8 protein-coding genes and 1 pseudogene are annotated in these 14,529 nt (G+C 41.8%); 1 reads left to right on the top strand and 8 read right to left on the bottom strand.

Annotation, left to right across the window (positions count from 1 at the left end):
• Positions 1-157 precede the first annotated feature (157 nt).
• Together KZC02_RS01400 and KZC02_RS01395 are read right to left on the bottom strand one after the other, a co-directional pair.
• Positions 158-1,501: a hypothetical protein gene (locus KZC02_RS01400; protein WP_221392458.1), complete on the bottom strand. Its 1,344-nt coding sequence runs from the start codon at positions 1,499-1,501 to the stop codon at positions 158-160.
• Between the two features lie 15 nt (positions 1,502-1,516).
• Complete coding sequence (locus KZC02_RS01395) at positions 1,517-2,371, bottom strand: neutral zinc metallopeptidase (protein ID WP_221392457.1); 855 nt, start codon at positions 2,369-2,371, stop codon at positions 1,517-1,519.
• Positions 2,372-2,738: 367 nt separating this feature from the next.
• Between KZC02_RS01395 and KZC02_RS01390 the strand changes: the two genes are divergently transcribed.
• Entirely contained in the window at positions 2,739-4,334 is a 1,596-nt protein-coding gene (locus KZC02_RS01390; protein WP_221392456.1) for a Na+/H+ antiporter, read from the top strand.
• A 145-nt stretch (positions 4,335-4,479) separates the two neighbouring features.
• On the opposite strand, the gene KZC02_RS01385 is transcribed toward KZC02_RS01390, so the two are convergent.
• The 6 genes and pseudogenes from KZC02_RS01385 to KZC02_RS01360 form a co-directional block, all read right to left on the bottom strand.
• Positions 4,480-5,691 carry a histidinol-phosphate transaminase gene (locus KZC02_RS01385; RefSeq protein ID WP_221392455.1) on the bottom strand — a complete coding sequence of 404 codons (1,212 nt, stop codon included), beginning with the start codon at positions 5,689-5,691 and terminating at the stop codon, positions 4,480-4,482.
• 75 nt (positions 5,692-5,766) lie between these two features.
• Positions 5,767-7,459, bottom strand: a pseudogene (gene ggt, locus KZC02_RS01380) (gamma-glutamyltransferase).
• Between the two features lie 49 nt (positions 7,460-7,508).
• Complete coding sequence (locus KZC02_RS01375) at positions 7,509-8,945, bottom strand: SusD/RagB family nutrient-binding outer membrane lipoprotein (protein WP_221392454.1); 1,437 nt, start codon at positions 8,943-8,945, stop codon at positions 7,509-7,511.
• Between the two features lie 16 nt (positions 8,946-8,961).
• Positions 8,962-12,555: a SusC/RagA family TonB-linked outer membrane protein gene (locus KZC02_RS01370; RefSeq protein ID WP_221392453.1), complete on the bottom strand. Its 3,594-nt coding sequence runs from the start codon at positions 12,553-12,555 to the stop codon at positions 8,962-8,964.
• 47 nt (positions 12,556-12,602) lie between these two features.
• Complete coding sequence (locus KZC02_RS01365) at positions 12,603-13,529, bottom strand: FecR family protein (protein ID WP_221392452.1); 927 nt, start codon at positions 13,527-13,529, stop codon at positions 12,603-12,605.
• 220 nt (positions 13,530-13,749) lie between these two features.
• The gene (locus KZC02_RS01360; protein ID WP_221392451.1) at positions 13,750-14,337 is read right to left on the bottom strand and encodes an RNA polymerase sigma factor; all 588 of its coding nucleotides are present in this window, start codon (positions 14,335-14,337) and stop codon (positions 13,750-13,752) included.
• Positions 14,338-14,529: the final 192 nt, after the last annotated feature.

Here is a 14,529-nt window from a genome sequence, read left to right as displayed (position 1 = left end):
AGCGCATTAAGGAGCGGTTTCTTGTAAATGAAGTATCAATGCTGGGTGATGCTTGCAAAGCGCCCTTTAAGATTCGTCAGATCTTCAGGAATGTTTGATATGAAAGAAAATCCTTTTTATGAACTTTTGATTTAAACACAATTTTAATATTAGCCGGTTACTTGCTTGCAAAATCATTTTTCAAAACAATATATGGGCAGCTTACAGTCGTAAGATAAACCGGGCCGCGAACGTAATTACCAGTAGTGAAGCATTCGAGAGGAGATTTAAATTGAGGGCCTTTTCTAAAATCGTTTTCCCTTAGTTCACTGATATATTCTATAATTAATTGACGGGCTGCCTCAGAATCTACTTTTGCGATGGCATAGGCGACCCAACCAGTAGGTGTGCCCCAATAAGCTCCGTTTTGATAGGTATTTTTGTCTGTAATAGAACTTTCCCAGGCAGTTTTATTATTGAAATCTTCGTTCACAAGGATGTGACGAATACTTCCTTTATAGGCCAGGGTTCCTGATATATAAGCACTTGCTAAATACCGGCTGGCTTTATTAAGATCATTACCTTTCAGTATTCCAAGATATATAGCAAATGCCGTACTCCATACATCCGGCTGACTGCTTTTGCCGGTTGATGCGCGTAACATTCCGTTTTTATCAAGGAAAATCACTGGTATTGCATTTTCAATTTTAGTGGAAATTTGTTTATATTTTTCGGCTTTGGTTTTGTTTTTCAGTTTTCCATACATTTCACTCAGCTGAATTGCGGCTTTAAATTTCAGGATAGAAGAATAACAAAGTTCGCCTGTTATGTCCACTGCATCCCGAAATCCAAAATCAACACCACGAAATGCGTCATTGGTAAATACGATATGGTTGTTCAGATTGGACGGCGGTACTGCAAATGCCGTTTCAAGCCTGTCTATCAATTTTATGCCATTCACTTCTTCGTTAAGTATCGCCATGTCAGCCGTGTACTTGACATAAAAATAGGCCATTTGTATAAAATAGAACTGATCACAGTAGGGTGGGGTCATCCCGAATTCCTTAGTGCCCTGGCCTTCATAATCATAGGTTCCGGGGAAATAGACCGGCAGTGAGTTATCTACCCTGATGTGATCAGCAATGGCTCCATAAGGAATTAAACTTCCACCCTTTGTAATCCAGGTCTGGTCACATTGGGTGGATGCCGTTAATAGCAGCATGTGTTTTTGTTCTTCATTGCTTACCATTCCGGTTTCAACAGACATGGCGTAATCGCGTATCCAGAAAGAGGGATATGTATCTCTTCCACCTGGTCTGATGAGGGTACCGCCGGTATTGTTTTTTCCAAAAGATTCGGGAAGGCTTTGGCCGGGAGCAATTCGTGAGCTGTCAAGAACCGCTTTGGTCAGTTGCTGAAGGAACAGAAGATCCTCTTTGGAAACCATGCTTCTATTTTGAGCATTGGTTACCGGACAGTACAAACTAAACCAAACAAGAAAAACTGATATGTGTAATTTCATAAGGCAATGAAAAAACTACCTGATATCCTGGAATTTTCCCTGGCTAATATCACCTGTTTCAAAGCCTTTCTTAAACCAGTACATTCTTTGTTGGGAAGAACCATGCGTAAAAGCATCCGGAACAATATAACCTTGTGACTCTTTTTGTAGTTTATCATCACCGATTGCATTAGCAGCTGTTAATGCAGCTTCCAGATCACCAGGTTCCAGGATATTATCCATTTTTTGTGCATGATTTGCCCATACACCTGCCAAAAAATCAGCTTGTAATTCCAGTTTTACAGAAAGCTTGTTGTATTCGGCATCGCTAAGTTGCTGGCGCTGCTGCTGAACCTGATCTGAAATCCCCATCAGATTCTGAACATGATGGCCCACTTCATGCGCTACTACATACGCAACTGCAAATTCTCCGGGTGCTTTAAAACGATCTCTCAATTCGTCACAGAATGAAAGGTCTATATAAACTTTTTGATCCGCAGGGCAGTAAAAGGGCCCCATGGCAGAAGAAGCACCGCCACACGCGCTTTGTGACGAATTTTCAAATATCTGTAATTTTGGGTTCTGGTATTGCGCATCGTTAGCCTTATAGATATCAGCCCAAACGTCCTCGGTACTACCCAATACCTTAGATACAAATTCGGCAGTTTTATCATCAGGGCGAGGGCCGGCCGGGCGTGTTTGTGTTTGTGTCTGTTCCGTTTGCTGGCTGCCCTGTATATTGTCTAAAATTTCTGACGGACTTTGATTGGTTAAAAGTCCGATAACTACCACAATAATAGTACCGATACCACCAAGGGCAACTTTTCCGCCGCCGGACATGCCGCGACGATCTTCAACATTTCCACTTTTTCGTAAATCCTGCCAATTCATAGTATTGTGTATTAAAGGGGTTGACTTTTATTGATTTCTATTGTTAAAACAAATGTACCAAATATCATTGAATACGATTATTAATTTGAATATGACCATTAATTCCATAGGTTGAAACCTATGGCTAGAAGATTGATCATGCCTAAGGCACTCTGTCCAAACTCTGTCCAATAGCGCCATAGGCATGATCAATCTTGTAGTGCCGGAATTTACTCCGGTGGTTCCTAATTTATTCCGGTGTTTATTCCATCGGTTCGTTGAAGTCTATCGTTAAAAGTTGTTAAATAACCCACCCAACCCCACAGATTCATTCACAAGTACGTATTCATTCCTAAACAGTTTTAGCTGCAGCGTACTTTAAAATATTATGATAGAAAATCATTTGATTCTTGCCATTGGGTTATTGTTAGTCGTTCTTATCCTGATCATGGTCAGTAACAAACTGGGTATATCCTCGGCTATATTCCTCGTTATTGCCGGCTCGCTCATCAGCCTTATACCAGGTGTGCCAGCCTTACGCCTCGAACCAGAATTACTCTTCATAGTAATATTGCCTCCACTACTTTACAGGGCTGCATGGAATACCTGTTGGAAAGATTTCTGGGCGAACCGGCGTCCTATCAGTTTACACGGCTTTGGATTGGTAGTTGTCACGGCTGGCGGAATTGGGTTACTAACTCATTTTTTGATTCCTAATTTTTCGCTTGCACTGGGTTTTTTATTGGGAAGTATTGTTGCTCCACCGGATGCACTGGCTGCTACGTCGGTTTTACAGCAATTGAAAATTCCTAAACGAATTGTTACAATCCTTGAAGGAGAAAGCCTGGTAAATGATGCAGCGAGTTTAATCCTTTACCGGTTTGCTGTTGCGGCTGTCGTGTCGGGGCAGTTTTCACTTGGTGAGGCAAGCACGGAATTTATTTTTGCCAGCCTTTCAGGAATTGGAATTGGTTGTGGAATTGCTGCCATTTTGTATCTGGTTCACCGGTTTTTACCTACCAATGCAAGTATTGATACCGTCGTTTCAGTCGCCAGTCCGTACCTGATGTACCTTACAGCCGAAAAACTGGAAGCCTCCGGTGTACTTGCTGTTGTTAGCGGAGGTTTTTTCTTGTCTTATCATTCTTCCAAAACCCTTACATCACAGGCACGTTTGCAAATGCTGGGTGTGTGGGAAACATTGGTTTTTGTTTTAAACGGAGTGGTTTTTATTGTCGTTGGCTTGCAGCTTCCGCTCATTGTAGAAAAACTTGGTGACATTTCCCTTCCGAAAGCAATTTTGCTTGGTTTTGCAATCAGCGTAGTTGTGATGCTGATCCGCATGCTGTGGATATTTCCTGCTACGTATTTACCAAGATTTTTCGATAAGAAATTACGTAAAAACGATCCATATCCAGGCTGGCAATCCGTGTTTCTGATGGGTTGGTGTGGTATGCGTGGTATTGTGACACTGGCTTCTGCACTAACCATTCCGTTATTGCTTGCTGATGGGACTACTTTTCCGTTTCGTTCGCTTATTCTGTTTGAAGCTTTTACAGTAATAATTTTTACACTTGTTTTCCAGGGATTGAGTTTGCCTTACCTGATCCGGCGATTAGGTATTATGGTTCCGGCAAAAGAAGAGATAGAAAATTCAGAACTGGTAACTCATCTTGCTGGAATAGCGCTGGGCCGTATTATGGACAATTATGGTGAAGAAGCATTGGGATGTGCACCTTTTGTCCGACAGCGCGAAAAGTATGAAAGACTGGCAAAAGTACGCGTGAGAGATTCAGTTAATGATCCTGATAAGCCGGGTTCACCACTTACACTTGAAAAGTACCATCAAATGAAACGGGAAATTATTGCTGTCCGCCGGGAAGAATTGAGTAAGCTGAGGAGCCGGAATATTTACAGCGACGAGCTAATTCGCCGGAAGGAATTTGAACTGGACCTGGAACAGATCAGCATTGGTTTTTCCTGATACTGTTTTCATCATTTCCATAGATTGAAAACTATGGCTACAAAAATGGTCATGCCTGAGGCATATACTGATGCCATCGACACGACCATTTCTTTTTAATATCCCGGTTTATTCGGGACAATTTCAGGGGTTGACTTTTTTGGAATTAGCTCAATTCCTGCAAAGCTCCTACAAATTGTTTCATTTCATCCATTGTACCAAGACTTACACGGCACCATGGTTTGTTCTGAATATCAAATGCTTTTACTGCAATTCCTTTTGCCGACATTTTAGTAAGCATTTCTTTACCAGGAATATTAATTGGGAAAATCACGAAATTGGTGAAAGACGGAATGTATTTGTATCCCATTTTGTCAAGATTTCCACACAGATAAGCTTTGGTTTCAGCATTTTTTGCTCTGCTCATGTCCTGGAACGCCATATCGTCCATACTTGCAGAAGCTGCGAAGATAGAAGTATATGATACACCCATACCACCACGAGTAATTTTCTGGATCTTATCAAGATAAGCAGGCTGAGCGGCCAGATAACCAACTCTGATACCAGCCATTCCCATTATTTTAGAGAAAGTACGAGCAATAATTACGTTTTTGTTTTGTCCAAGCAATGAAACCATACTCTGAGTATCTGCTCCGATAGCAAGTTCTAAATAAGCTTCATCAACGAAAATAGGCACTTTTTCAGAAACGCGTGAACAGAAATCAAGCAATTCCTTACCAGAAGTAATACTTCCAACCGGGTTGTTAGGATTACAGATATAAACCAGTTTAGTGTCTTTGTCGATAGCCGCTTCCATTGCTTTCAGGTCGTGTGACCAGTCTGCTTTGCAAGGAACTGCTTTCCAGGTTGCCCCAACAGATTTTGCAACATTGATCAATGACATATAACATGGATCAGCCGAAACGATATTTCCACCTTTCATGAATTCAACGATTGCCACTTTTTCAAGTAAATCAGAAGAACCTGGCCCCATCATGATATGATCTGGTGTAACACCTTCTTTCTTAGCGATTTTGCCAACCAGGTCATTCATTTCCTGCCATGCATACCGGTTACCTCTTTTAGCTGATTCCGCTATTGCAGTCTGAGCTGACATTGGTGGTCCGTAAGGATTTTCGTTAGAACTGATCTTAACGGTAATTTTCGCTTTGTCAAGTGCTGCATCAAGATAATGTTCACGCACCATCGGGCTGCGGAAAATCCTTAGTTCAGTATCAAGAGACAAAGGTGCATCAGCAAATGCGCCGTCATTGTGAATACGACTTGCTGCCTTGCTAAGCTGTGGAAGAGCTGCCAAACCTCCCAAGGTTAGCAATCCTGTTTTCAGTGCACTTCTGCGATTTAGTGATTGGCTCATTTTTAGGAATTTTATAAAATTTAATAATAGGATGAAATTTCTTCAAAAGTAATAAAAACAAAACATTATATCTAATTAATAGCCACCTGCATAGCCATCCTTTCGTGATTCTGACGCTCCGTAGTATATTTTATTTTTGGAATCATACATGATTCCCTGGTATCCTCCGAACTGATCCATACGTCCGTAACTCACATCATGCCCCTTGCCGATCAGTGATCTTGTCACTTCATAGGGGAATCCGCTCTCCAGGAAAAGGGTGCCTCCGTCCGTCATTGTTGACCCGGTTGGTTCTGCTGATCCGCTGTGATCCATACGCGGAGCATCTCCTGCTTCCTGAACATTCATGCCAAAATCCAGGATGTTAATAATAATCTGGGCATGTCCCTGTGGCTGAATGGCTCCGCCCATCAATCCCAATGTCATAAAAGGTTGTCCATCTTTTGTAATAAAACCGGGGATAATCGTGCTGAAAGGCCGTTTTCCTGGTTCAAATGCATTAAAATGGGCGGTGTCTTTTACATTAAACATCTGTCCGCGGTTATGTAATCCAAAACCAAGTCCGTCGGGTACCATACCTGAACCCATTCCGCCGTAATTGCTCTGGATCAGAGAAACCATATTGCCGTCTTTATCCGCAGTGGTCATATAAATGGTATGTCCCAGATTTAATTCTCCGGCATCAACAGTGAGAGCTGCTTTGTTTTCATTGATCAGTTTTCTTCTTTCTGCTGCGTATTTTTTAGAGATCAGCCAGTCAACTGGAATTTTATTGAAATTCATATCAGCATAAAACTTTGCTCTGTCAGCGTAAGCCAGCTTTTTCGCTTCTACAAATAAATGCATGTACTGCGGACTGCCAAAACCCATACTTTTCAGGTCATAACCTTCCAGAATGTTCAGCATCTGAAGCACCGCAATTCCTTGTCCGTTCGGCGGTAGTTCCCACACATCATAACCTCTGTAATTTGTCGAAACCGGTTCTATCCAGTCGGAGTGATGAGCAGCCAGATCCTCATATGATAAAAAGCCACCGTTCTTTTTCATAAAAGAATCAATCGTACGCGCAATGTCTCCTTTGTAATAAGCATCCCGTCCTCCTTTTGCAATTTTTTCCAGGCTATTGGCCAGATTTGGATTTTTGAAAATTTCGCCTTTTTTTGGCGCTTTGCCGTCAGAAGGTAAAAGTTTCTTTAAAATTGGGGAATTTGAGTCTCGGAGGTACTTCACGCGCCCAGCGGTTTGCAATAATTTCCGTGACCGGAAATCCTTCTTTGGCGTAACCGATAGCGGGAGCGAGGAGCTTATCCATTGGTATTGTGCCAAATTTCTGATGCATGGTAAACCAGCCATCCACACAGCCCGGAACCGATACAGGCAAAGGCCCGAGCATTGGAATGGTATTCATTTTCTGCGCTTTGAAATAATCAATGTTCAGGCTTTTTGGCGAACGGCCGCTTGCATTCAGTCCATACAACTTCTTTGTTTTCGCGTCCCAGATGATAGCAAACAGATCTCCACCGATTCCGTTTCCTGTTGGTTCAACCAAACCCATCACGGCATTTGCTGCAATGGCGGCATCAATGGCATTTCCACCTTTTTTAAGAATATCCAAAGCTACCTCCGTTGCAAGCGGGTGACTGGTTGCGGCCATCCCGTTGCGTGCAATGGTTTCCGACCTTGTGGAAAAGTATTTTCCTGTACTTCTGGTTTGGGCAAAACTTTGCAGCGCCATGACGGAAATTAACAGAACAAGAATTTTTTTCATGAAAAGTGTTTAATAAAAATGAAAATCCTGAAAAAGGTTTAGGAATAGTTTATAAAGAATTGACAGGCGTTTTTACGAAAATATCCGGGACCGGATTTGGCGCACTGGTATTGGAATTGACTTCGCTTTGGCTGTAAATAAATCTTTCAGGAAGTACACTGCCATTATTTGGCGGAATAACAACACCGGCGGATTCACCACGTGTCCGGCGCAAGTCTGAAAATCCGAGTTTCTGTCCGAAAAAGGTAACGTACCGTTCCACCAGGATTTCTTTTAACAATGCGTCCGATGCAGATAAGTTGGCCTTATTTACAATGCCTCCTGTTGCAAAATCCGCGGTTGCGTATGCTTCATATTTATAGGTTTTGGTCAGGTAGGTACCGTTGATATAGCCGCCTTTGTTCAGGTAAACACGGTAATTGTTCAACTTTTCAAGACCTGTGTCAAATCCCTTTGAACGAAAACCGGCTTCTGCCAGAATCAGCATGTTTTCTTCGTAGGTAATCAGCGGAAATGAAGCCGCCTGGGCAAAAATGCCGGAGGCTGATACGGTACTGGATGTATTGGGTGTAATGTTGTCAGGATCAGTTACGTTCACGAAATAATAATTGAACCTGGCGTTTTCATCTGTTTTAGCATTACCGCGATAATTAGCATCGGCCGGATTAAGCAGCGTGGTTATGTAAGCACCTTTACTACTCATGTCACCTGCTCTTCCACCTGCTAAAAAAGCGTACATCAGATTTTGGTTTCCGCTTAAAACAATTCCATGCGGAGCCATCAGGTTATTAGCTGACACAGTAATTCCCGATGAGGCTGCTGTGTAAGCGGCATCATAATTATGCATTTCAAGATAAGCCCTGGCTTTCAGCGTATAAGCAACTTCCTTCCATTTCGCAGCATTGCCTCCAAAATGAATATCAGCTATGCCGGGTGAAGTGCCAATACCGGAATCCAGCATTTCAATAGCTTCATCCAGTAATTTCTGTACACTTGCATATACTTCTTCCTGGGGATCGAAAACGGGATTAGGAAACTGATCAATATCTGAGATCTGGCTGTAAGGAACATCACCCCAACAGGAAGCTGCGGTTTGTAAAGCGTGCGCCTGGGTTATTTTGACAATCGCTATCAGTAATTTGTTATCAATTTGCTCCGCTTTGGTAATCAGTACATTGCCATTTTTGAAAACACTTGCATAAATATTCTGCCAGATCTGGTCAAAAGTTGCACCGTTAACATTGTAATTGCTGAAATCAGGATATTGGCGTGCAATACCCGTAAAATAACCTGACCACATTCCTGCTACACGGTCTGTATGGCCTTCGTGAATGGTAATATTAGCAAGCTGAATGCCTGTCAGCATCAGCGATGTGGATGCGTTGGTAGGATTATTGGGGTCAGTATTAAGATCTGCGACGATAGATTCGCAGGAAGAAACGAGCCATAAAAGGCCAATAAACAGGAGATTAAATATTTTTTTCATAAGGATATGGCGTCTTTTAGTAATTGACTTTTACAGAAAAAAGCATCGAACGGTTACCAGGATTGTTGAAATAATCATAACCTCTTCCGTAATAATTACCCGTAAAATTGGTGTCGGGATCTATGCCAACCAGTTTGGTCCACAGGAAAAGATTTCGTCCGGTCATTGAGAATTCCAGCGATTGCAGACCTGTCTTTTTTCTGAAAGATTCCGACCGTAATGTGTAGCCAAGTGTAGCCTGCCGTAAGCGGGTCCAGCTGCCATCTTCAATAAATTGCTCTGCGACTGAGCCCAATCCGCTTCCCAGTGTTGTATAATAGGCTTCGTCCAGTAAAACAGGACCACCACCAAAGTCATGGATATTGCCACGAACAGTTGATCCTGCGGTAAAAGTTTTTCCCGCATAGTTCACCAAGTCCTGGGTAAGCGTTACATCTTTGCCTACGTCCGCATGGGTTCCGAATGTGTACATAACACCTTTGGTTAAAGAGGCAAAATCTCCTCCCTGAAAAGTTTCAAACAGCAGGTCAAGCGTAAAGCCTTTGTAACCGACCGATGTACCAAAACCTCCGCGCCAGTCCGGATTAGGATCACCGATTACACCCAAAGTTGTAGATGCCATTGGAAACATATTTTCATCCAGTGAAAGGCTTCCCGTGCTGGTTCTCTCGAATTTTCCTCCCCAGAAAACGCCGGCCTGTTGCCCTTCCACGGCACGCATATCAGCACGGTCTTCACGGCCCGTCAGATATAAAGATTCCGTTCCGGCCAGATTGGTTACAGTGTTTTTATTCTTGTTAAAATTGGCGTTCACAGATACATTCCAGTCACCTTTTTTAATGATTGAATAATTGAGGTCAAATTCCAGCCCTTTATTTTCCATGGTTGCCGCATTAGTATAAGTACTTGCATAACCCACAGAAGGAGCAAGTGTTACCGGAATAAGCATGTCTGAAATTTTATTATGATAATAGGTGAAGTTGACGTTCAGTTTATTGTTAAAAAACCGCATATCTGCCCCGATTTCATATTCCGATTTTCTTTCAGGTTTTAGTCTCGGATCTCCAAGTTCGGTGTTCATCAAAAAGGCACCATTACCATAATTAGCACCAGTCAGATTATCTCCCCATGGCGAGTTGGATAATGTAGTTGCTTCATAAGTTGTATTGGAACGGTAGGGTAGCGGCTGTACACCCACTACGCCATAGGAACCTCTTAACTTACCAAAAGACAGGAAATCCCAGTTTTGTAAACCGCTGATTTTTGAAAACTGCCAGGCCAGATCAGCCGATGGGTAAAAAAACGTTTTGTCCGAAAGTGCACCAAATGAGGACGCAGATTCTCCGGCTATGGAAGCATTCAGAAAAACCGATTCGTAGGCGGCCAGGTTTGCAGTCGAATAAACACGTGCTACTCTGATATGACTGCGGTCGTTGGTTGGTGTGCGGTTGGCTGCCGTAGAATTTGTAAATGAAACTGGCGCATCCGCGATCAAAAAGTTGGTTAAAGAACCTCCGATATTGAAATACTGCCGGTCGTTGATATTAAATCCACCGATTAATGTTCCCGAAAAATCGTCGTTGAACTTGTGCGTTGCCCGTCCTATAATGTCCAGGTTCAGTTCGTTTTCAGTGATCAGACTTTCTGTAAATGAGCCGTTTCCATTTCCTGGCGTATCGTTAACCGGGAAATAACTCAAACGCTGATCTGTGTAGTGGTCAATACCAACCCTGGTTGTCAGGTCAAACCAATCTACCATCGGTTTGATCGTCATCTCAAAACTATTGATAAACCTGTTTACTTTACTTGTGTTGGTTTGTTCATATAATGCCCAAAGCGGGTTACTGAAAACCGGGTTTACGCCACTGCCCAAATATAACCGGTACGAACGCTGGCGATCCAAAATGGGTGATGCCGTAGCACTGCCGTAATAATTTCCTTTATAATCGCTGATGTCGAAATCCGGGGGATTGCGCAAAAGCCCGAGCATGGCACCTGCTGTATTATTACCTCTCTGGATCCGGTTGGAAGCGCTGTTGGTAAATCCTGCGTTGTTTGTGATTTTGATATAATCGTTGAATGTCCTGCTTACATTGAGTTTGAGCGTTGTCCTTCTGTATTCACTGTTTCCTTTTAGTACTCCTTGCTGTTTCAAATTTCCCATACTGAAAAAATAGGTCGATTTGTTGTTCCCACCGCTCAGGTTTATACTGTTATCCCAGAAATAGCCTTTGCCAAATACTTTGTTGTAATTCTGGTCAGTGAAAGTCTCTTTGGAATTTTTCTTAATGACCGGATAATATTTTGTGCCATCCTGCGCCTCGAAAAACTGGCCGGTTGTATTGACCTCGTCAGCACCACCGGTACGGTCTGCAATTCTGTCTCCCCAGGAATTGGCATGAGTCGGGCTGTATTTCCCGCCCGAACCTTGTCCATATGTGTTTTGAAACGGATGAAAAGCATTCACTTTATCAATGGATAATGACGAAGAATACGAGATATTGATCTTGTTACTTTCCTTTCCCTGCTTGGTTGTAATGATCATAACACCATTGGCAGCCCTTGAACCCCAAAGTGCAGCTGCCGATGCTCCTTTCAAAATCTGGACAGAAGCGATGTCATTTGGATTAATATCATTCAGACGCGATTGCTGAACTACTCCGCCTTCGCCTGTACCGACAGTGGAGTTGCTGATAGGAATTCCGTCAATCACGATCAAAGGCTGTGTATTTCCGGTGATCGTACTTTGCCCGCGTATTTGTATAAATGCACCTGCACCCGGATCACTTCCCTGGCTGGATATCTGCACACCCGAAGCTTTCCCGGCAAGACTGCTGATAATATTTGCCTCACCCGACTTGCTGATACTTTCACCAGTAACTTTTGAAGTGGTAGAAGCCATCCGGTCTGCAATCTCCTTAAATCCCAAAGCCGTTACTACTACCTCATTCAATTGTTTTGTGTCCGTAATAAGGCCAATATCCCAAATACTTTTATCCGAAACCGGCACTTCCTGCGTGATAAAACCTAAAAAAGAAAACACAAGGATGCTTTCAGAAGATGGAACAACGATGCTGTATTTTCCATCCGTATCAGTTGACGTTCCTGTCGTTGTTCCTTTTACGATCACATTTACACCGGGCAGACTGATCCCGTCATCTTTGGAAATTACTTTGCCTGTGACAGTAATTACAATCGATTTTTCTTCCTTTACAACGGTTTCTTTTATAACTGCTCCGCTTAATTCTTTTACTTTTTCCTTGATAACATAAGTATTTTCGAACTTTTCAAAGGATAGATTCAAAGGAGTCAGCAATTCTTTCAGGCAGGTTTCAATATCGCTGCATTTACCTAACGATAATGGTATACGTTTGTTAGCAAGTAATTTTTTCTGGTAAGCAAAATGTACATCATAATTTTTTTCCAGTTCACGCAAAACATCGGTTAACGCTTTGGGTTGTACTATTTCAGAACTGTATCCGCCGGTTGTCGCATTTCCTTTACTTTCCAGTTTTACAAAATTCAGGTTTTGCCCTAAAACAGATACAAAGATGCCCTCAAACAGGAGGGCAAGGCATATCATGCCCCTCCATCGTAATAATGTAGTCATAATTATAATTGGGTTTGGGATTAAATTACATGCGATTCCGCAAATAATTATTTTAAAGTATAAAAAGTTAGCGCCTGTCCGTTCTGCTTGATTTTCAGGTTTAAAGTCTCTGCTATTACGCTCATTACCGTGTTCATGTTACTTCTTGACACCTTGCCGGTAAACCGGAGCTGGTCAATTCCTTTTATCGGTAATTCAATTTTTACACCATAGTATTCTTCTAATTCCAGCGATATATCCCTGAGTGTTTCATCCTCAAAAACAAACAGATTATTCTTCCAGGCCAGGCTGCGGTCACTTTCAACGCGCTGAACATTAATACTATTATGTGCCTGATTGTATGATGCTAATTCACCCGGTGAAAGCATGGCCTGCCCATTCTTTGTATTGAGCATTACTTTACCGTTTTCCAGATAAACAAGCGTTGCATTATTATTGTCTGAAACATTGAATTCTGTACCTAATACATTTATTTCAAGGCCGTGTTCTGTCCGGACAAGGAAAGGCTGACAGTCGGCGGTTTTTTTAATTTTAAAATAAGCCTCTCCTTTGGTAAGCGATACTTCTCTTGCAGTATTGCTCCATTCTTCGCGGAAACTTATTGCGCTGTTCCTGTTTAATGTTACGATTGATCCGTCAGCAAGCCTTACATTTTTTATTTCCTTACTTCCGGTTTCGACTATAGTTAGCGCATCAGGATAAAACAAATCCTTTAAATAATTTCTATTGGAATAAAGTAAAAATGTACTCATCAAAAGCAACGTTACTGTCGCTGCAACAGGTATCAATCTCTTTAACGGCCAGCGCTTTGGTATTACTTCATTGTATAAAATCTGTTCGTCCAGGCATTCATTCAGAATCTGATCCAGTGCACCCAGTTTGTGCAGATGTACAAACACTTCAAGTTCATCCGCCGTTGCCTGATTGTTCAGGTAACGCTTCACAAGTTTTTTCAGATGCTCTTCATTTTTCATATTGGGGCGGTTCTTAACTGTAAGACATATTCCGAAAGGTGCAAGGATCCCCCTGAGAGTAAATAATTTAAGGATTGTTTAAAAGTTTATATTTAATCGATTTAAAATTTAATAAAAAGATTAATTATTGAAGGTCAAAAGGCCCGGTTCTAATGTGAACCAAATGTGTGATGGGAAAATTTTTTGGGCAAAAATTAAAGTAGTGTAAGAGAAGCTTAAATCAGGCTGAAAATACGATTGCCATAAAAGCATGAAATGCGATGCCCAAATCCCGTTCGACGGCCAGACGCAGGATACGCATGGATTTTACCATATGTTTCTTGATCACATTTCGTGATATGCCAAGAATCTCAGAAGCTTCGTCGTACGATTTGCCCTGTTGTCTGCACAATTGAAATACCTGGCGGCTTTGTGGTGTGAGAGTTTCCAGGATCGAGGTAATAAACCGGGAATACTCTTCGTACTGTATGCGGTTTTCAAGGCCATGATCAGCGTCATTATAACCTGCTACGAAAGTGGCAAGCGTTTTCTCTTCCGAAAATACTTTCTTCAAAGTATTCAGGCTGTGGTTTTTTCCGACAGTCAGTAAATAGGGGCGAAAGGATCTTACATCGGTCAGTTTACCTCTGTCTTCCCAAATTTTAATGAAAATTTCCTGGCAGCAATCCTTTGCCAGATCCTCCGATTTTAAAATAGGAAACACAAAGCGGAACAAAACAGGATTATAATAATTAAACAAACCTGAAAATGCTTTTTCATCTCCGTCAGCTACACAACCCAGTACAAATTGTTCATTTAAAAAAGCCATTTGAAAATAAGCGAAAGGATAGAATACGGAAGAGCAGAAAATTGTCTGGTTTATTTATTTACCCATATTAAATAAGCCAAATTGGTTTAATGACCAAATGAATAATGTATCATTAGGTTTATCACCAAACAATTTTAGTCAATAATGATATATTTAGCAAATTATCTTTAAAAGGTGCACAGAAATGTTGCC

The sequence above is a fragment of the Dyadobacter sp. NIV53 genome (assembly GCF_019711195.1).
Classification (GTDB): domain Bacteria; phylum Bacteroidota; class Bacteroidia; order Cytophagales; family Spirosomataceae; genus Dyadobacter.
This window is presented reverse-complemented; position numbering and strand designations above follow the sequence as displayed.

Coding starts and splice junctions, on each gene's coding strand:
- KZC02_RS01400 (WP_221392458.1), bottom strand. CDS start 1,501: ATGAAATTACACATATCAGTTTTTCTTGTTTGGTTTAGTTTGTACTGT.
- KZC02_RS01395 (WP_221392457.1), bottom strand. CDS start 2,371: ATGAATTGGCAGGATTTACGAAAAAGTGGAAATGTTGAAGATCGTCGC.
- KZC02_RS01390 (WP_221392456.1), top strand. CDS start 2,739: ATGATAGAAAATCATTTGATTCTTGCCATTGGGTTATTGTTAGTCGTT.
- KZC02_RS01385 (WP_221392455.1), bottom strand. CDS start 5,691: ATGAGCCAATCACTAAATCGCAGAAGTGCACTGAAAACAGGATTGCTA.
- KZC02_RS01375 (WP_221392454.1), bottom strand. CDS start 8,945: ATGAAAAAAATATTTAATCTCCTGTTTATTGGCCTTTTATGGCTCGTT.
- KZC02_RS01370 (WP_221392453.1), bottom strand. CDS start 12,555: ATGACTACATTATTACGATGGAGGGGCATGATATGCCTTGCCCTCCTG.
- KZC02_RS01365 (WP_221392452.1), bottom strand. CDS start 13,529: ATGAAAAATGAAGAGCATCTGAAAAAACTTGTGAAGCGTTACCTGAAC.
- KZC02_RS01360 (WP_221392451.1), bottom strand. CDS start 14,337: ATGGCTTTTTTAAATGAACAATTTGTACTGGGTTGTGTAGCTGACGGA.